The sequence below is a fragment of the Halomarinibacterium sedimenti genome (genome assembly GCF_019312585.1).
Taxonomy (GTDB): Bacteria; Bacteroidota; Bacteroidia; order Flavobacteriales; family Flavobacteriaceae; genus Halomarinibacterium; species Halomarinibacterium sedimenti.
Map to the genome: position 1 here is coordinate 16,265 of NZ_JAHWDP010000008.1, position 19,193 is coordinate 35,457.

Annotated in this window: 12 protein-coding genes, 2 tRNA genes and 1 pseudogene; 9 read left to right on the forward strand and 6 right to left on the reverse strand. The window is 36.2% G+C overall.

The genetic code is table 11. The features are described 5' to 3' along the window. Positions 1 to 2: 2 nt before the first annotated feature. The 3 genes from tig to clpX all read left to right on the forward strand — a co-directional run bounded on the left by tig (position 3) and on the right by clpX (position 3,334). Positions 3 to 1,325, forward strand: a complete 1,323-nt coding sequence (tig, locus tag KXJ69_RS13115; RefSeq protein WP_219053579.1) for a trigger factor — start codon at positions 3 to 5, stop codon at positions 1,323 to 1,325. Positions 1,326 to 1,408: 83 nt separating this feature from the next. After that, positions 1,409 to 2,083: an ATP-dependent Clp endopeptidase proteolytic subunit ClpP gene (gene clpP, locus KXJ69_RS13120; RefSeq protein ID WP_219053580.1), complete on the forward strand. Its 675-nt coding sequence runs from the start codon at positions 1,409 to 1,411 to the stop codon at positions 2,081 to 2,083. Between the two features lie 18 nt (positions 2,084 to 2,101). Continuing rightward, on the forward strand, positions 2,102 to 3,334 hold the full coding sequence (gene clpX / locus KXJ69_RS13125; RefSeq protein ID WP_219053581.1) for an ATP-dependent Clp protease ATP-binding subunit ClpX: 1,233 nt from the start codon (positions 2,102 to 2,104) through the stop codon (positions 3,332 to 3,334). Between the two features lie 364 nt (positions 3,335 to 3,698). Here clpX and KXJ69_RS13130 read toward each other — a convergent pair whose 3' ends face one another. Next, positions 3,699 to 5,213: a GH3 auxin-responsive promoter family protein gene (locus KXJ69_RS13130; RefSeq protein WP_219053582.1), complete on the reverse strand. Its 1,515-nt coding sequence runs from the start codon at positions 5,211 to 5,213 to the stop codon at positions 3,699 to 3,701. A 43-nt stretch (positions 5,214 to 5,256) separates the two neighbouring features. Here KXJ69_RS13130 and KXJ69_RS13135 point away from each other — a divergent pair, with 43 nt between their 5' ends. Then, complete coding sequence (locus tag KXJ69_RS13135) at positions 5,257 to 6,051, forward strand: DUF2797 domain-containing protein (RefSeq protein WP_219053583.1); 795 nt, start codon at positions 5,257 to 5,259, stop codon at positions 6,049 to 6,051. Here KXJ69_RS13135 and KXJ69_RS13140 read toward each other — a convergent pair. Next, on the reverse strand, positions 6,048 to 8,669 hold the full coding sequence (locus tag KXJ69_RS13140) for an AsmA-like C-terminal region-containing protein (protein ID WP_219053584.1): 2,622 nt from the start codon (positions 8,667 to 8,669) through the stop codon (positions 6,048 to 6,050). The two genes, KXJ69_RS13135 and KXJ69_RS13140, sit on opposite strands and share 4 nt — an antisense overlap. Positions 8,670 to 8,684: 15 nt before the next feature. Next, a complete protein-coding gene (locus tag KXJ69_RS13145; protein WP_219053585.1) occupies positions 8,685 to 9,377 on the reverse strand; it encodes a queuosine precursor transporter in 693 nt (230 codons plus the stop codon). A 119-nt stretch (positions 9,378 to 9,496) separates the two neighbouring features. On the opposite strand from KXJ69_RS13145, the gene folK reads away from it, so the two are divergent. Then, positions 9,497 to 10,624: a 2-amino-4-hydroxy-6-hydroxymethyldihydropteridine diphosphokinase gene (folK, locus tag KXJ69_RS13150; protein ID WP_219053622.1), complete on the forward strand. Its 1,128-nt coding sequence runs from the start codon at positions 9,497 to 9,499 to the stop codon at positions 10,622 to 10,624. On the opposite strand, the gene KXJ69_RS13155 is transcribed toward folK, so the two are convergent. Next, positions 10,614 to 11,159, reverse strand: a complete 546-nt coding sequence (locus KXJ69_RS13155; RefSeq protein WP_219053586.1) for an RNA methyltransferase — start codon at positions 11,157 to 11,159, stop codon at positions 10,614 to 10,616. The two genes, folK and KXJ69_RS13155, sit on opposite strands and share 11 nt — an antisense overlap. A 225-nt stretch (positions 11,160 to 11,384) precedes the next feature. Between KXJ69_RS13155 and mutS the strand changes: the two genes are divergently transcribed. The 3 genes from mutS (at position 11,385) to KXJ69_RS13170 (ending at position 14,289) form a co-directional block, all read left to right on the forward strand. Beyond that, complete coding sequence (gene mutS, locus KXJ69_RS13160) at positions 11,385 to 14,000, forward strand: DNA mismatch repair protein MutS (RefSeq protein WP_219053587.1); 2,616 nt, start codon at positions 11,385 to 11,387, stop codon at positions 13,998 to 14,000. Between the two features lie 94 nt (positions 14,001 to 14,094). Then, a tRNA-Gly gene (locus tag KXJ69_RS13165) sits at positions 14,095 to 14,167 on the forward strand. A gap of 36 nt (positions 14,168 to 14,203) precedes the next feature. Further along, positions 14,204 to 14,289: transfer RNA gene (locus KXJ69_RS13170), tRNA-Leu, on the forward strand. Between the two features lie 39 nt (positions 14,290 to 14,328). Here the strand turns inward: KXJ69_RS13170 and KXJ69_RS13175 are convergent. Together KXJ69_RS13175 and KXJ69_RS13745 are read right to left on the reverse strand one after the other, a co-directional pair. Then, the gene (locus KXJ69_RS13175) at positions 14,329 to 14,754 is read right to left on the reverse strand and encodes a hypothetical protein (RefSeq protein WP_219053588.1); all 426 of its coding nucleotides are present in this window, start codon (positions 14,752 to 14,754) and stop codon (positions 14,329 to 14,331) included. Positions 14,755 to 14,800: 46 nt separating this feature from the next. After that, on the reverse strand, positions 14,801 to 14,929 hold the full coding sequence (locus KXJ69_RS13745) for a hypothetical protein (protein WP_255571378.1): 129 nt from the start codon (positions 14,927 to 14,929) through the stop codon (positions 14,801 to 14,803). 622 nt (positions 14,930 to 15,551) lie between these two features. On the opposite strand from KXJ69_RS13745, the pseudogene KXJ69_RS13180 reads away from it, so the two are divergent. Next, positions 15,552 to 19,193: pseudogene (locus KXJ69_RS13180) on the forward strand (hypothetical protein); the annotation flags it as partial.

Sequence of the window (19,193 nt, forward strand, 5' to 3'; positions counted from 1 at the left end):
TCATGAATATTACAAAGAAAGATATAGATAGCTTAAATGCTGTACTTACGGTAGAAATTTCAAAAGATGACTACGCTGCAAACGTAGAAAAAGTACTTTCTAATTACCGTAAAAATGCAAACATACCGGGGTTCCGTAAGGGTCATATTCCAATGGGAATGGTTAAAAAACAGTTTGGTAAAGCAGTTTTAGTTGAAGAAGTAAACAAATTACTTCAAGACAAGCTAAACACCTACTTAACAGAAGAAAAATTAGATATTTTAGGGAATCCACTTCCTAAAAACGATGCCGATATTAACTGGGATTCTGAAGATTTTTCTTTCGAATTTGAACTTGGATTAACTCCAGATTTTAAAGTTGACCTTCAAAAGAAAGCGACAACAAGCTATAAGGTTGTAGCCGATAAAAAAATGCTTGACAACCAAGTAAAAACCATTCGAAAACAATATGGAAAACTGATTTCGAAAAAAGTAGTGGCAAAGGAAGACGAGATTACAGTAACGTTTACTTCTGAAGAAAAAGAGATTAACAATAAGGCAACCTTTTCTACCGATGTTATTAAAGGCAAAAAACAATTAGATAGCCTGCTTGGAGCCAAGGTTGGTGATGTAGTTACCCTAAAAACAAAAGGATTGTTTAATGATGACCATGACAATCAAAAATATTTAGGCGTTTCTCATGACGATGCTCATGGGTTGGATATTGAGGTTACATTGACTATTGAAGAGATTAATACACGCGAAATGGCGGAACTGAACCAAGAGTTGTTCGACAAGTTGTTTGGTGAAGGTGTGGTAACTTCAGAAAAAGAATTGAAGGAAAAGATTAAAGAAGATGCCGAGCGTCAATTTATGCAGCAAAGTGATCAAAAATTGCTGAATGATGTGGTGGAAACATTAATTGAAACTACAAAATTTGACTTACCATCAGACTTCCTAAAGCGTTGGATAAAATCAACGGGCGAATCTAAACTTACCGAAGAAGAAGCAAAAGCTGAATATGAAAGAAGTGAAAAAGGATTGCGTTATCAATTAATTGAAGGGAAATTACGCGAAGAAAATAAAAGTCTTCAAATTACATTTGAGGAGTTAAAAAGCTACGCAAATAATATGATTAAAGCACAAATGATGCAATTTGGTCAAATAAACCCTACAGATGAAGAAGTAGAAGGAATTACTGCTAGAATTATGAGTAATAAAGAAGAGGTAGAAAAATTAACAGAGCAGTTAAATACTAATAAATTGCTTCAATTCTTTAAGGAAAATGCAAAACTGAAGACTAAGGAAGTTACGTACGAAGAATTCATAAAAGAAGCGTACGCTTAATTCAGCGAAAAAATAGGTATATTTAGGGCGTTGAATTCATCAAATTCAACGCTTTTTTTTACATAAAAAACGAATAAATTTATATGAACTACGGAAAAGAATTTAAAGACTTTGCAATTAAGGATCAAGGGATTAATAGTATGTATTACGACCAAATTGTAAGTAGTATGTATCCCGTGGGACTTACCCCAAATATTATTGAAGAGCGTCAAATGAACATCGCTATTTTCGACGTTTTTTCGCGTTTAATGATGGATAGAATTATCTTTCTTGGAACAGGAATTAATGACCAAGTGGCAAACATTGTGCAGGCACAGTTATTGTTTCTGGAAAGTGTGGATGCTTCAAAGGATATTCAAATTTATATCAACTCCCCAGGAGGTGGTGTTTATGCAGGATTAGGAATTTATGATACCATGCAATTTATTAAGCCGGATGTCGCGACTATCTGTACTGGAATGGCAGCTTCTATGGCAGCAGTATTATTGTGTGCTGGTCAAAAAGGGAAACGAAGCGGATTAACCCACTCTCGTGTGATGATTCACCAGCCAATGGGTGGTGCACAAGGACAGGCAAGCGATATTGAAATTACAGCTAAAGAGATATTGACCTTAAAAAATGAATTGTACGAAATCATCGCGAAGCACTCTGGGCAAAAATTTGATAAGGTATACGAGGATAGTGATCGTGATTATTGGATGAAAGCAGATAAAGCTTTGGAATATGGAATGATTGATGAAATCCTTACCCGAAGCTAAAAACTTAAATCAAGACACATGTCGAAAGAAGAATTAGAATGTTCCTTTTGCGGTCGTAAAAAAGCCGAAACCAATTTGCTTATTGCAGGCTTAGATGCACATATTTGTGATCGCTGTATAGAGCAGGCTCATGGTATTGTCATTGAGGAGGCGTTACATTCTGAAAATGCCGAACTTTCTAAGGATATGATGCTAAAGAAGCCAAAATCCATCAAGGAATTTTTGGACGATTACATCATTGGGCAAGATCATACCAAAAAAGTAATGTCTGTAGCAGTATATAATCACTACAAACGATTGCTTCAAACCAAGACGGACGATGATATTGAAATTCAGAAAAGTAATATCATTATTGTTGGGCAAACGGGTACAGGAAAAACATTGATGGCCAAGACTATTGCCAGAATGTTAAATGTCCCACTTGCCATTGTAGATGCAACGGTGTTAACAGAAGCTGGCTATGTGGGAGAAGATGTGGAAAGTATTTTAACGAGACTACTTCAAGCGGCAGATTACAATCTTGAAAAAGCTCAAAACGGAATCGTATTTATTGACGAAATAGATAAAATTGCGCGTAAAAGTGATAATCCATCCATTACTCGTGACGTGAGTGGGGAAGGAGTACAGCAAGCGTTGTTGAAACTTTTGGAAGGAACTGTAGTTAATGTTCCACCAAAGGGTGGACGTAAGCACCCAGACCAAAAATTTATTGAAGTCAATACCGAAAATATTCTGTTTATTGCTGGAGGAGCTTTTGATGGGATTGAGCGGCATATTTCCAAACGTTTGAATATGCAAGCGGTGGGCTTTAGTGCTTCCAAAAAGGAAGAAACTTTAGAACGGGATAATTTATTGCGATATATCATTCCGAAGGACTTAAAAGAATTTGGGTTAATTCCTGAGATTATTGGAAGACTCCCAGTCTTAGCCTATATGAATCCTCTAGATAAAGGAACGCTACGGGCTATTTTAACCGAGCCTAAAAACGCCATCATAAAGCAGTACAAAAAACTGTTTGAAATGGATGATATCGAGTTTGTTATTACGGAAGAAGCTCTAGATTTTATTGTGGATCAAGCTATTGAATATAAGTTAGGAGCACGTGGTTTGCGATCTTTATGCGAAGCAGCACTAACAGATGCTATGTTTGAACTTCCAGGTACAAACGATAAAAAATTACATGTAACAAAAGAATATGTAGAAGAGAAGCTGAGCAAAGCTACCATTAAAAAGTTGAAAGCAGTTTCTTAAACAACAATACCATATATAATAAAAAACCCTCAATATTTGAGGGTTTTTACTTCTTATGTAAAATTAATTCTAAGGTTGTACAACAACAGTTTTTATTGAGGTATGTAATACCTTTTGTTGTAGTAATTCCTTTTTGCTTTTAAGCGTATATCCAGCTATTTCTTTATTTGTGTTTATGTGAGATTGAACACTTCCACAAGAAGTTAAGCTAGCAAGAAATGCTATGCAAAGTATAGTTAATAATGTTCTCATTACAGCCCCAATTGTAATATTATAAAACAAATGTATATTGTAAGAAAAGTACTACCAAATCTTTTAGTTGTACCTATTAAAATAATCGATAAAGTGTAAATTTAGCTTTGGTTTAACCGTTAATTTGTAGCAATTCTTCAATAAAATCTCTGGAATTTGAGAGTCTTGGAATTTTATGTTGCCCGCCCAATTTTCCTTTATCTTTTAACCAATCGTAAAATAGATTTTCCCTTGCAGCGTGTATTTTTGGAGCTTTTAATGTAGTATTATTAAAGCGTTTTGCTTCATAATCGCTATTGACTTCCTGAAGTGATTTATCGAATATTTCCGTGAATTGTTCAAAGTTTTTAGGGGGCGTTTTAAACTCAATAATCCATTCATGAGCTCCTTTCTCTTTACCCTTCATAAAGATGGGACCAGCCGTAAAATCGACTATTTCGCATTCGGTTAGTTGAGCAGACTTCTTTAATGCGGCTTCGGCATTTTCAATGATGAGTTCTTCACCAAAAACATTAATGTGGTGTTTGGTGCGTCCAGTCACTTTAATGCGATATGGGTTTATAGAAGTAAATCGAACCGTATCACCTATTTTATAACGCCATAATCCAGCATTTGTAGTTATGACTATGGCATAATTTTTATCTAGTTCAACTTCACTTAAAGGAATGACTTTTTCTTCGCGACTTCCAAAAGCATCCATAGGTATAAACTCGTAAAAAATTCCGTAGTCAAGCATCAACAATAATTCTTTACTCTTATTCTGGTCTTGAATGGCAAAAAATCCTTCCGAAGCATTATAAATTTCATAATAGAGAAAATCCTCCTTTGGGAGTATTTTTTTGTATTGATCTACATACGGATCAAAACTCACCCCACCGTGAAAATAAACCTCCAAACTAGGCCAAATTTCGAATAAACTATCTTTTCGGGTAGTTTGTAATACATTATTCAGTAATACTAGCATCCACGAAGGAACACCTGCAAGGCTCGTTACTTTTTCTTTAATGGTTTCGTCTACAATGGCCTGCATTTTAGTTTCCCAATCTGCCATTAGGGAAACTTCGTTGCTTGGGGTGCTACTAAACTCTGCCCAAAACGGCATATTGTCTATTAAAATAGCCGATAGATCACCAAAGGCAGTTCCGTTTTGTTTGTACAATTCCTTACTGCCGCCAAGGCGTAAACTTTTGCCAACAAACAATTGAGATTCGGGATTATTATTAAAATAAATACATAATAAATCTTTACTTGCGGCATAATGACAATCTTCTAAAGAATCCTGACTAACAGGAATAAATTTGCTTTTTGCATTGGTAGTCCCGCTCGACTTAGCAAACCATTTAATAGGAGTTGGCCAAAAAATATTGTGCTCTCCCCGACGCGCACGCTCTATATTGGGCTCGTTATCTTCGTAGGTTGTGATAGGGATTCTGTTTGAAAATTCGGTGTAGTTTTTTATGGTAGAAAATTCATACTGCTTGCCAATTTCGGTATTCTTAGCCTTCTGTAAAAGGTTCATTAAAAGTTCTTCTTGTACTTCAAGTGGGTATTTAAGAAAAAGTTCGATTTGGTGAAACCGTTTCTTTAAAAACCATGAAGCAATAGAGTTGACTATGGGAATTGGCATATTTTTCCGCTATCTTTAAAACCTAAAAATAGTAATTTTTTATATGCAGTTTGAAGGAGTTCTCACAAAAATGGAAACTGAAAATGGTTCGCCCATTCAGTATTACTTAATTCTTGAAAGTAACTTTATCAATGTAAACCAGTTACTTGATAAAAACGTCACCCTTAAATTTATAAAATACCAATGTTTAAATTGTGGATTGGATAGACCAATTTTTCGACAAGGATTTTGTAAAAGCTGCTTTTTTGAAGTGCCACAAGCAGCAGATTGGGTCATGCGCCCAGAATTAAGTAAGGCTCATTTGGACCAAGAGGATAGGGATTTGGAATTTGAAAAAAAAGTTCAAATCCAGCCTCATGTGGTCTATCTAGCCAATAGTAGCAACATTAAAGTGGGGGTTACAAGAAAAAGTCAAGTGCCAACACGTTGGATAGATCAAGGGGCTCATGAAGCCATAGAAATAGTTGAGGTCCCCAATCGTTATTTGGCAGGAATTACCGAAGTGGCTTTAAAAGACCACATAAGTGATAAAACCAATTGGAGAACCATGCTTAAAAATGAAATTAAAGATGAGGATTTGGTGGCTTGGAGAAATGAGCTCAAACAATTTATTCCAGAGGAAGCAAAACCCTATTATATTGAAAACAATACGGAAACTAATTTAGAATTTCCAGTACTTCAATACCCAATAAAGCCCAAAAGTCTCAATTTAGAAAAAGCCATTGAGTACACTGGTGTTTTGAAGGGTATAAAAGGACAATACCTTATTTTTGAAGACCAAACCGTATTTAATATTCGAGGCAATGAAGGACTTTATGTTGGAATTTCAGTGCTTTAATTCCCGTCTTTGATACTGTCCTGCTTTTTCTTTTTTCCAAAAATGTTTCCAAAAATATCTTTTACAACGTCTGTGGTGGTTTGAGGCTTAGTAGATTCTTGAGTTCCTGTTGAGTCCTTCGGTTTGTCTTTAACAACATTGGTAATATCTTTTAAAATATCTATTCCTTTATCTTTTAAATCTTGCTTTTGTTTATCGATAAGTTTTTGTGTAAGCATTTTAACAGCGTCTTCTGTTTTTAATGAAACCTGTGGACTTGTAAAATTTCCTTTTAAACCTGCCGGGATTACAACCGTCATATTTTTTGCTTCCTCAGGGTCTAACTTGGCTAATAGTTTATTAACCTCCCCTCCCAAATAATGTGCTGGAACATCCATAGTGAGGTTATAGTCAATGGTTTTGTCTAAACCGTGGCTACCAGCTGCGGTAATTTTTACACCTTTCACATTAAAATCGAAAGGTTGGACTTCAATTTTACCATCATTGAAGGAAAAAGCCGTGCTTAAATCACGAAGGCTTAATTTGTCAATATTTAAAAAAGATACTTTTTCTCCTAATTTAGTAAGCAATGGTGCTTCTTGAGGGTTTACTTCGGCGGTAATTATTTGTGCCAAGGCGTTTCCAGCAAGCGTAGCTAAATTTGGAGTCATATCTTTGTTAAGGCTACCATTTAGTTTTATGGTGGTGTTTATGTCACCATCGAGCGCTTTTGCGATAGGAGCAAAATATTTGAGTAAATCAAGTTGACCAAAGGATTCACCAATATCAATCTTTTTTAAATCCAGGTCCATCGTAAAACTTGGAATTTTATCTTTTGTGGATACATTTCCAGAAAATAAAATATCCCCACCAAAGGCAGAAGAGGATACATTACTTAAAGACGCTGCTTCATCTTTAATGCTTATGGCTCCTTTTACATTTGTAAGGTTTACATTATCATAAATCACTTTATTGGCCGTAAAATTTAAAGTGGCATTGAGAAAATCTGGAATTTTAATAACATCGTCATCCTCTGCTTGCTTTCCGTTTGCTAAAGTGTTTTCTTCAGCAGTCATAAAATCGTCAAGGTTGAACGTATTGGATTGCGCTGTAAAATTTCCTTTTAAATCTTGTTTAGCTAATATCCACGGAATTAAATTTTGAATGGTTCCACTTGCTTTTAAATCGGTTTGCCCAGAACTTGCCGTTAAGGAATTCAATTTTATATTTCCAGGAAAGAAGGTAACATTGGCATCTGCTATTTGAATGGCATTTTTGAAAGCGGCATCTTGATAAGCGAAGTCTTTTAAACTAGCTGTCCCTGAGCTTTTTATGTTTTGATATTGTTCTTTTTCAACCGATTCCATGTCAAAATTGGTAGTAAAATCGGCTTTAAATATTCCCGTTAAATCTTGTTCCAATTCAATTGGTAACACTTTTTCAATATTGGCTAGGTTAAGGGTTCCTTTGAGGGCTAGGTTCACTAAAACGTTGGCTGTAAGATTTTGTAAATTCCCACTTGCCGAAAAGACTTCATTGTCAATTTTAAAGGTCATTCCTCCAATATTGAGATAGGTATCCTTTACTAGCCCCGTTTCATTTTTTAAAGTGGCATCGATGGAAATATTTTGAACTGCTTTGGGTAAGTCAGGATATTTAAAGGATGCATTTTCACTGGCAATTTTTATATCCATTGTCGGGATGTGGTCGTCATCGACAATCCCTTTAAGCATTCCATCTACGGTAAAGCTTCCTGTAGTGGAAACTCCATCAATTTCTTTAACATATACCTTTGGAATTACGGCTAAAAAATTTTTAAAGTCAGAAGATGGTGTTTTAAAGGTAATGTCAATTTCGTTGTTGTTTTCGTTTATTTTTACAAAACCATCAAAGGTGAGTGGAAGCTCATTAATCTTAGCTTCATTTTCAAGAAACGCATACTTCTGTTCTTCAAAATCCATTTGGAAAATGGCATCGAGCGAAACACTATTCTCGCTTAAATATTCAATATCTTCAATACGCAAGGAAGCCAGAGCGCTTGTTTTTGTTTCCAGTTCAGATTGTGCCAATGAAAAATCACCTTTTCCAGTATGATTTACATTTTTTAGCATTAAAAAAGTCTGTGTGGCTTTGTCCAAATAGTTTATTCGCGAATTTTTCAATTCGTATTTCTTCAAATCGAAGGTAAACCCTGTATTTGTTTTTGTATCATCAGCTATTGGCGAATCGCTTTTAATGGCAATGTCATAATTGGTTTGACCGGTTGAATCGATTAATATATTCACAAAGGTTTTTTCAAAATAAAGGGCGTCTATTACGATCGATTCGTTTTCGCTTTTGAAAAGTTGTGTAATGCCCAAATCCAGCTTCAAAAATGCTCCACTAGCTAGGGTATCCCCTTCAAATGGACTCCTGTTTATAACTCTAAAGTTTTTTATGGTAAGTGCTGCATCTGGAAAACTTCGAAAAAGGGTAAGATCAAAATCTTCCCAAGCAACATCGGCATTTAAATTAGCATCGATACTTCGTTTCACTAATCGCTCCATGGTGCCTTTAAAAAATATTGGGGTAAGGGCCAGTAATAGCAACATAAGTAGTAGAAAAATCCCTACTATTTTTAGTATTTTTTTCTTCGTCATTGTCAAATAAGTCTTTTAGTTTTCCAATTGCAATTCTCCGCCCATAGGTAATCCAAATTTTTGGCGAAGTGCATATACCGAAAGATATAAAAAAGGTGTGTCAATTAATGCTATAAAAATCTTAAAAAGAAAGCCACTTAGCAATAAACCACCAAAAAGTGCCCAATCTATTTTTCCGAAGCTACACAAGAGAAACAACACGGTAAACGTATCAATAAATTGGGAGGTAAAGGTTGAAAAGTTATTTCGAAGCCAGAGGTGTTTCCCTTTGGTAATTCGCTTCCAAAAATGAAATATTTGTATGTCTATAAACTGTGCAAATAAGTATGCCATCATGGAGGCAAAAACGGCAACGGCCGTCGCGCCAAAAACTTTACTAAATAAAGCATCATCTACGGGACTCCACGTAGTCGCCGGAACCTCGTTAGAAATATAAATGATAAATAAGGAAAAAAATGAAGCGAAAATCCCCATAGTTACTACCTGATTGGCTTTTTTCTTTCCGTACACTTCACTAATAATATCGGTGATTAAAAACGTAATGGGATAGGGTAGGATGCCTACGGAAATTTCGAAGGTGTAGAGTCCAAAAAAGTCCCAGTAAAAAAATTTCTGAAATATGAGATTGGAAACCACCAACGAGCAGATGAATAGCGACGCTAACAGTAAATAAATGCGTTGAGCAAAAAGGGCGTCTTTGGTTTTCAAATAGTTTTTTTTACGGTTTATTGATGCCCTTTTGAAAGGGTTGTTTATTTTCGTTACCTAAAATAAGAAAGCAATAAATTTATAAATAACGCTCGCTTTAAGAGTAAAAGTAACACATTATAAAACCACTACAAAACATATATCTCTCTCTTGGGAGCAATCTTGGAAACAAGTTTGATAATCTTCAAACAGCCGTACATGCGATTTTTGAAGAGATTGGAAGCATTTACAAAATATCGTCGGTTTATGAAACGCCAGCCTTGGGATTTGAAGGAGATGATTTTCTAAATTGTGTGGTTTGGGTTCAAAGTGCGTTAGCGCCTAATAAAGTTCTTAAAAAAATCCTCACTATTGAAAAACAGATGGGGAGAGAACGAAACAGCCTAAAAAAATATACCTCTCGGCCAATCGATATAGATATATTGCTATATGACGATGTAGAAATTGAAACACAAAAACTAACCATCCCACATCCCGAACTTCAAAACAGAAAGTTTGTGTTACAGCCCCTCGCTGAGGTGAATGCCCAGGTGACTCATCCCAAGCTATTGAAAAATGTCATTTGGATGCTAGCAAAAACCGAAGATACTAGCGAGGTTATAAAGCTTTCAAAATGGCTTAAAAACCCAAGAAAAGACTACACTATTTCCAAGTATAATTATATTGCCATCGAAGGAAATATTGGTGCAGGGAAAACGAGTTTGGCGCAGCAAATAGCATCCGATTTTAATGCAAAACTAATTTTAGAACGCTTTAAAGAGAATCCTTTTTTACCTAAGTTTTATCAGGAGCCAAGTCGATATGCCTTTCCATTAGAAATGTCTTTTTTAGCAGATCGATATCAGCAATTGGTGGAAGATATTACACAATATGATTTGTTTAAGGATTGTGTAGTAGCAGATTACGATGTGTATAAAAGTATGATTTTTGCGAAAATCACACTTTCGGAAGAGGAACACAGTTTGTACAAAAAACTGTTCCATTTAATGCACAAAGAATTGCCCAAACCCGATTTGTATATGTATCTATATCAAACCACCGAAAGGTTGCTTGAAAATATTAAAAAGCGAGGAAGAAAGTATGAGCAGAGTATTGAGGCAGAATATTTAATGAAGATTAATGAAGGGTATCTGGATTTCATTAAAACCCAACATGCTGGAAATGTAAAACTCATCGATGTTTCAGAAAGAGATTTTGTAAATAATAGAAAAGATTACTTGTCGGTACTAAAAGAAGTTATGGACTAAGCGCTTTTAGTTTTGAAAAAGCATCCCAAATTACTACCCCAGTACTCACTGAAATATTAAGAGAATGTTTTGTGCCGTATTGTGGAATTTCAACAACAGCGTCACTTGCATTTACCACGTCTTGAGTAACTCCTTTTACTTCGTTACCAAAGACAAAGGCATATTTTTTATTTTTCTGGAGCTTAAAATCTAAAAGAGAAACGGAATGTTCAGCCTGTTCAATCGCAATGATATGAACAGCTTCTAATTTTAGTTTTTCAATGACTTCCAAAGTGCTTTTCGAATATTCCCAGCGTACACTTTCGGTAGCACCCAGCGCTGTTTTAGTAATATCTTTATGGGGTGGGGTAGCGGTGATGCCACACAAATAAATTTTTTCAATTAAAAAGGCATCGGCCGTACGAAAAACAGAGCCAATATTATTCAAACTTCTAATATTGTCGAGTATAATAATGATGGGCGATTTCTGTACTTCTTTAAATTCTGAAGGAGAAATTCGATCCAATTCACTATTTTTTAATTTTCGATGTTTCATATAATGAAGAAAACACAAAGGTAAAACTTTACTCGCAAAGCGAAGGTAAAACATTCCGGTGTTCTGTTGAACATATAATCATTCTTATTTAGCACCTCTTAGATTAACATTCAATATTTTTCTGAAGGTGTTTTTTGTGAAAAACTTTCTAAAACTATTGGCTATATTTTACTTTAAAAACTTGATAAATAATTATTTTAGCTATTCTCTTTTCCTTAAAAATATATGGCGAAAAAGGTCACTCCATTAATGAAACAATACAATACCATCAAGGCGAAATATCCTGATGCACTATTGCTATTTCGGGTAGGAGATTTTTACGAGACTTTTGGAGAAGACGCTGTGCGAGCTGCCAAAATTTTGAACATCACTTTAACGGCCAGGAATAACGGAGGAGACATGACCGAATTGGCGGGTTTTCCGCATCATTCTGTAAATACCTATTTGCCCAAACTAGTGATGGCAGGTTGCCGTGTAGCTATTTGCGATCAATTGGAAGATCCTAAGCAAACTAAAACGATTGTAAAGCGGGGCGTCACTGAATTGGTGACTCCAGGTGTGGCGTTAAACGATGATATTCTTCAAAGTAATTCGAACAACTTTTTGGCAGCCCTTCACTTCGAAGGCGATATCGTGGGGGTTTCATTTTTGGATGTATCGACTGGCGAGTTTTTAACGTCTCAAGGTCCTGTGGAATACATCGATAAATTGCTTCAGAATTTCAACCCTTCCGAAGTGCTTTTCAGTAAACAAAAGCGCAAACTTTTTACGGAAAGTTTTGGTAATGATTTTCATGTATTTCACCTCGAAGATTGGGTTTTTCAAAAGGATTATGCTCATGAAACCCTAAACAAACACTTCGAAACTATTAATTTGAAAGGTTTTGGAATCGATCATCTGGATGCAGGTATCATTGCCTCGGGAGCGGCACTTCATTATTTAAGTGAAACACAACACAACCAGTTAAAACACATTGCACGAATTTCCAGAATTGCTGAAGACGAATATGTGTGGATGGACCGTTTTACCATTCGGAATTTAGAATTATACCATGGAAATTCTTCAAATGCTGTAACGCTGCTTGATGTTATTGATAAAACTATTTCTCCTATGGGTGGGCGGTTGATGAAGCGTTGGTTGGCGTTACCACTTAAAAATAAGGAAAAAATAGTGCAGCGGCATGAGGTGGTGAGTTATTTATTAGACCATCTACCCCTTTTGGAAAAGGCGCAGCAACATATAAAAAGGATAGGAGATTTAGAACGGCTTATTTCGAAAACGGCCACTGGGAAAATTCATCCCAGAGAGGTCATTCAGCTAAAAAATTCGTTGGAAGCTGTGGTGCCGTTAAAAGCTTTAGCAAAGGACTCGAAAAATGAATCGCTTCAAATTATTGGAGAACAACTACAAGATTGTGAAACACTTCGGAATAAAATAAAAGGAACACTTAAAGAGGAAGCACCCGTCAATATTTTAAAAGGAAATGCTATTGCTCCAGGTGTCAATGAAGAGTTGGATGAATTGAGAGGTATTGCCAAGGGAGGGAAGGATTACCTTGATAAGATGCTGGAAAGAGAGCAGGAACGCACCGGAATTACATCTCTGAAAATAGCTTCTAATAACGTTTTTGGGTATTACATTGAAGTACGTAACACCCACAAAGATAAAGTGCCCCAAGAATGGATTAGAAAGCAAACATTGGTAAGTGCCGAACGTTATATCACTGAAGAGCTAAAAGAATACGAAAGTAAAATTTTGGGTGCCGAAGAACGGATTCTGGCTTTGGAGCAAGATATTTTTGCAAAATTGGTACAATGGATGTTGCCCTTTATTGATGCGGTACAACAAACAGCAAAAGCGGTAGCACAATTAGATTGCCTTTCATCATTCGCTCAACAAGCCAAATTAGCAAATTACTCACGTCCTCTGCTGGATGATTCTTTCGATTTAGACATTAAAGAAGGGCGTCATCCTGTTATTGAAAAGCAATTACCACCAGACACGCCCTATATTGCTAATGATGTGTTTTTAGACCGGGAGAACCAACAAATCATCATGATTACGGGGCCCAATATGAGTGGTAAAAGTGCTATTTTAAGACAAACGGCATTAATAGTCTTGTTGGCTCAAATGGGAAGTTTTGTTCCTGCCAAGGGAGTGCGAATGGGCTGTGTCGATAAAATTTTTACAAGGGTAGGAGCGAGTGATAATATTTCCATGGGGGAGTCAACGTTTATGGTGGAGATGAACGAAACGGCTAGTATTCTTAATAATATTTCCGAAAGAAGTTTAGTGTTGCTTGATGAAATTGGCCGTGGGACCAGTACTTATGATGGAATTTCCATAGCTTGGGCCATCAGTGAATATTTGCATGAACACCCTTCAAAAGCAAAAACACTTTTTGCCACCCATTATCATGAACTCAACGAAATGACTGAAACTTTCAATAGAATTAAAAACTATAATGTTTCGGTAAAGGAGTTAAAAGACAATGTATTATTTCTTCGAAAATTAGTGCCTGGAGGTTCTCACCATAGTTTCGGGATTCATGTTGCGAAAATGGCTGGTATGCCTCAAGCAGTGATACAACGTGCAAATAAAATTTTGGTGCGTTTAGAAAAATCACATTCTTCTGAAGAACTATCAGATGAAATGGTAAAACTTTCTAAAGAAGAACTGCAATTAAGTTTTTTTAAATTGGATGATCCATTGCTGGAAGAAATTAGAGATCAAATTTTAGAAACAGACATCGATACATTGACACCTGTAGAAGCTTTAATGAAGCTCAATGAAATAAAGCGTACCCTGCAACGAAATGCTTCAGTGAAGTTGAAAAAATAAGTCTTTCATAAAATTCTAAAAAACTCTTTGTAATTGCGTTAAATATTTTAAATTTGCTCCCGCTTTGTTAAAGAAGCAACGTTCTTAATAATTCGCGAAAATAGCTCAGTTGGTAGAGCGCAACCTTGCCAAGGTTGAGGTCGCGGGTTCGAATCCCGTTTTTCGCTCGAAAGACCGAAAAACAAGTCTTTTTACCAAAGGAAGCAGAAGTGGTGGAATTGGTAGACACGCTGGACTTAAAATCCAGTGGGCAGTAATGCTCGTGCGGGTTCAAGTCCCGCCTTCTGTACAAAAAAAGGCCGAATCATTTGATTCGGCTTTTTGCATGTTATAAATCGTCGCTTAAAATCTTCTTTATTTCTCGATCGACATCGTCTTTTAGGTCATCATAGCCGGTTCTTTTTTTGCTAATGATGTATGATATATATATAAGGAAGAATAGGATGGGTAATACTACTGGTAAAGAATACCAAAAATCAAACTCATCTATATATTCCATTTTGGCATTTACAACACCAGAGAGTTGAAAAAGAAACAGCGTTAATGGAACTAATATGGCATATTTCCACCAGTTTTGCGAAGTGAGGAACCATATGCCTGTTAACATCACAAAGATAATTTTTGTGAATAGCGCATGCATATACATTTGAACACTTCCAAAACCTCCAGAATGGATGGTTCCAAAAATGGTTTTCCATTCTGTTGCTTCAGAAGGTGCAAATTTATATATGTAAAATAAAAAAGGGGTAGTCACTAGCAAAATAGAGAGGAATACCCCTAAGATTATTTTACCTTTTCTATTATCCGTTTGGCGGAATTTCGTATTTGTCTTTATCGATTTGTTGTTGGTCACTGGCTAATGATTCTGGTGTGCAACTAGCGGCTACAATTAAAGTAAGCATTGCTAAGGTAAGGATAACTTTTTTCATGATGATAGGTTTTGGTTAAAATTCAAGGTCAAATTTAGACTGGAATTTGTTAAAATAAAATAGCATGAAAAAAGTATGTTTTTTGTATTTTTGTCGGATTTTTCCTACACTTTATCGATAAAATTTTATTTTTATCCTAAAGGTATTACGCATAGAAATTTATCAATAAAGGTGTTTTAACGATTTATATTGCATTTTATCTAATAATAAATTGTTAAATTTCATTTTAAAATACGCAATACAACGATAAAAAGTTACAGTTAAACGAATAGAATGTCTTTTTTCGATATATTTTACTTTTTATCGATAAAAATGTTAAAAATCTTAACATTTTAACTCTATATTTGTCATAATTAGTTCGCTCCCCCATTATAAGCGAACTTTTTCAATTAAAATTTTACGAATACCATAGTATTTATATAATCCTACTTGGTTCAATATTTATGATTTTAAAATTCTATTACATTTTTAGGAATAAAAAGTGCTCGCTTGATTTATGAGTGCTTTTTTTTTTGATAATAATACACTTGGCCGTGATAAATTTCTTTTTGGACTTTTCATTTATTCAATAGATATAACGCCTTGGAATTCATAAAAAAGACAATTAAATAATTCATTTCATATGAGAAATATTTATTCTAAAAAAAGTAAAATATACCGTAGCCTTAATAAGGTATGGGTATTGTATTCAATTATCTTGGGATCCCTTTTAGCCAATAATTTGCAAGCCCAAATTGTTTGTGGACCTGTTAATACATTATATCAAACTATTGGTAATGCAGGTGCTGGTGTTACAGAAATATATAGGTATAATAATTTTCAGCAATCATATGTTCTTGTCGGTCAATTTCCTGGAGTAACTAACATTAGTGCTTCAAATTCGGCTTATAACGCCACAACTCAATATGTATATTCTAGTACCGGAGGATCAACAGTCCGAGTTTATGATCCTGCCAACAATTACAATTATATAGGAGATATTAATATAACAGGTAATTCTGTAAACTTCAATAATGTCCTGTTCGCACAAGGCGATTTCGTCGGATTCGTAAATGGGAATAGTATTGTACGTTTTGATGTTACAGGTATTGCAAGTTATCCGGCCTCAATACCCGTAACCGAAGTAGTAATAGCCGGAGCAGGAGGTTCAAATGATTTCTCTCTTCTGGGAAATAGCATCTATGGTGTTGCTGGTTTTTCAACGCTTCGAGTAATTGATTTAGTAGGAAATACAGTTACTAACAGAGCATTAACAGTGGATAATAGCCTAGATGGCATAGCTCACGGTAATGGTTGGGGTGCGGCTTGGCAAGATCGATTTGGTAATTTTTATACCTTCAATAATTTGAATGGTGCAATATATAAAATTACAAATGTCGCTAATCCGGCTTCGGTTAATCTAGTAAAGATATTAATTGCCAATCCATCTGGTCAAAATGATGGTTTTGGTTGTGAAATAGGACCTGATCCTCTCGATTGGGATGATGATGGGGTATCGGATATCACTGATATTGATGATGATAATGACGGTATTTTGGATTTAGATGAATCCGGTGGTACCGGGTTAGACCCTGGAGCTGATGCAGATGGTGATGCAATTCTAAACTTTAGAGATCCTGATATACCAGGTTATGTAGATACAAATGGAGATACGATTAATGATAATTTTGATTTTGATCTTGATGGAGTGCCTGATGCTTATGATTTAGATTCTGATAATGATGGAATTCCAGATAATATTGAAGGTCAAACAACGAATGGTTATATATCCCCAAGTACATTTGATGCAGATTTAAATGGATTAGATGATAATTATGAAAGTGCTCCAGGAAATGGTGAAGGAATTTCTATTGTAAATACTGATGGTATTGATAATGCAGATGTTTTAGACTTTGACTCAGATAATGATGGAATTTACGATACTAATGAAGCCGGAATTATTTTATCTGGACTAGATACAGATTTTGATGGACTTGACGATGCAGTGGATACGACAAATGACTTAACGGATCCTAATGGAAATATTGATGATCCAACTTTATTGCCTGACTCGGATGGAGATGTTGGCTCAGGTGGAGATGTAGATTATCGTGATTCTAGAGATTCAGATGGAGATGGAGTTCTTGACTCAGTCGATCTTGATGATGATAATGATGGTATTTTAGATACTGATGAATACCCAGGATTGGATGAGTTTGGTGATGAAGACGGAGATGGGATATATAATTATGCAGATTCAATTGATAATGGGACAGGGGATGGCTCAATTACAAATTATACAGATAGTAATCTAGATGGTATACCAGATGCTTTCGATATAGATTTAGATGGAATTCCAAACCATTTAGATTTAGATTCTGATAGTGACAATTGTACAGATGCTAATGAAGCCTACAATGATTTGAACGCAGATGGAGGGGACGGTGGAGAATATGGTACCGGAACCCCGCCACCAACTAACCCTGATGGGACTGTTATCGCTGCCAGTTATCTAGGGACAAATGCAACTGTGACAACTTTTGGTCCAGACAATGATGGTGATGGCATTGCCAATTTGTGCGATTTGGATGATGATAATGACGGAAATCCAGATACAACGGATCCTAATCCTTTAACACCTATGGCAATTGATGATTCAGATTCCGCAGTTATTGGTATTCCACAAAATATTCAAATTATTGGGAATGATGATTATTTTTCAAACAATGATCCTAGTTCAACGGGTACGATTTACATAACTGATACAGGAACTGGGACAGCTGCTGGTACGATAGTATTTGACCCAGATACTGGTGAGTTGATTTATACACCACTGGCAAGTGAAGGTAACACAACTGTTACTGTAGTATATGAAGTTTGTAATGATATTACACCGTTAGGCCCAGGTCCAGAGGATATTTGCTCGCAGGCTATTGTATCTATTATAATTATAGGGGATACAGATGGAGATGGCGTTACTGATAATGTGGACTCAGACCCAAACAACCCTTGTGATCCAGTTCAAGCTCCGGGTTATACTGGCTACGATTCTTCAAACCCTATTTGGCAAGCTGCAGACTGTGATGAAGATGGGGTAACTAATGGAACAGAAGCGAATGTCGATGGTACAGACCCATATGACCCTTGTGACTATTTAGTAACAAGTCAGAATCTTGCAAATGTAGGTCCAACTTGGAACAACACAGATTGCGATGGCGATGGTGTAACCAATGGCGATGAAATTGCTAGTGGAACAGACCCTCAAAACCCTTGTGATTATAATCCAGTACTAATAAGCTTACCTCAAACTACAATGTGGTTACTAGCAGATTGTGACGGCGATGGGACTAGTAATGGACAAGAACAAAATGATGGCACAGATCCTCTCGACCCTTGTAGTGTAACAAATCAAGTAATTCCAAATCCTGCAGACCCTAATTATTCTATTTGGGCTGCAGCAGATTGTGATGGTGATGGCGTCGATAATGGTACAGAAGCTACAATAGATGGAACAGATCCTTATGATCCATGTGACGTTGCGACGCAGACCGTACAAACCAATCCAAATGCACCTGGAACACCTGCTCAAAATGCTTATAATGTTTGGGCCGCAGCAGACTGTGATGGCGATGGTGAGAGTAATGGTGTAGAAGTAACTAATGGAACAAATCCATTTGATCCTTGTGATGTAAGTATTGCTACCATTCCAATTCCAAGTAATCCTAACTATGGAGTTTGGGCTACTGCAGATTGTGATGGTGATGGTGAAGACAATGGAACAGAAGCAACCAATGGAACAGATCCATTTGACCCTTGTGATGTAACAGCACAAACAATACCGCCAAATCCAAATGCGCCAAGTACCCCAGAGCAAACCGCTTATGATATTTGGGCTGCCGCAGATTGTGATGGAGATGGAGTGACAAATGGAGATGAGGTTGATGAGGATGGTGATGGTATTAACAACAATGGTCCAAATGACACAAACCCGTTCGATCCTTGTGATTATAATCAAGCAGATCAAGTAATAGCTAATGTTACCACTTCTTGGAATACAATAGACTGTGATGGGGATGGAGTGACCAATGGAGATGAAATTATTGATGGAACAGATCCCCAAGATGGCTGTAGCTATATGGCCTCAAGTGTGACCTTACCAACCACACCTGCTTGGGAGGCGTTGGATTGTGATGGTGATGGAGTGACCAATGGCGATGAGATTGCTGATGGTACAGACCCCTTAGACGAATGTGATTTAGTAGTAGCTAGCCAGACAGTACCACCG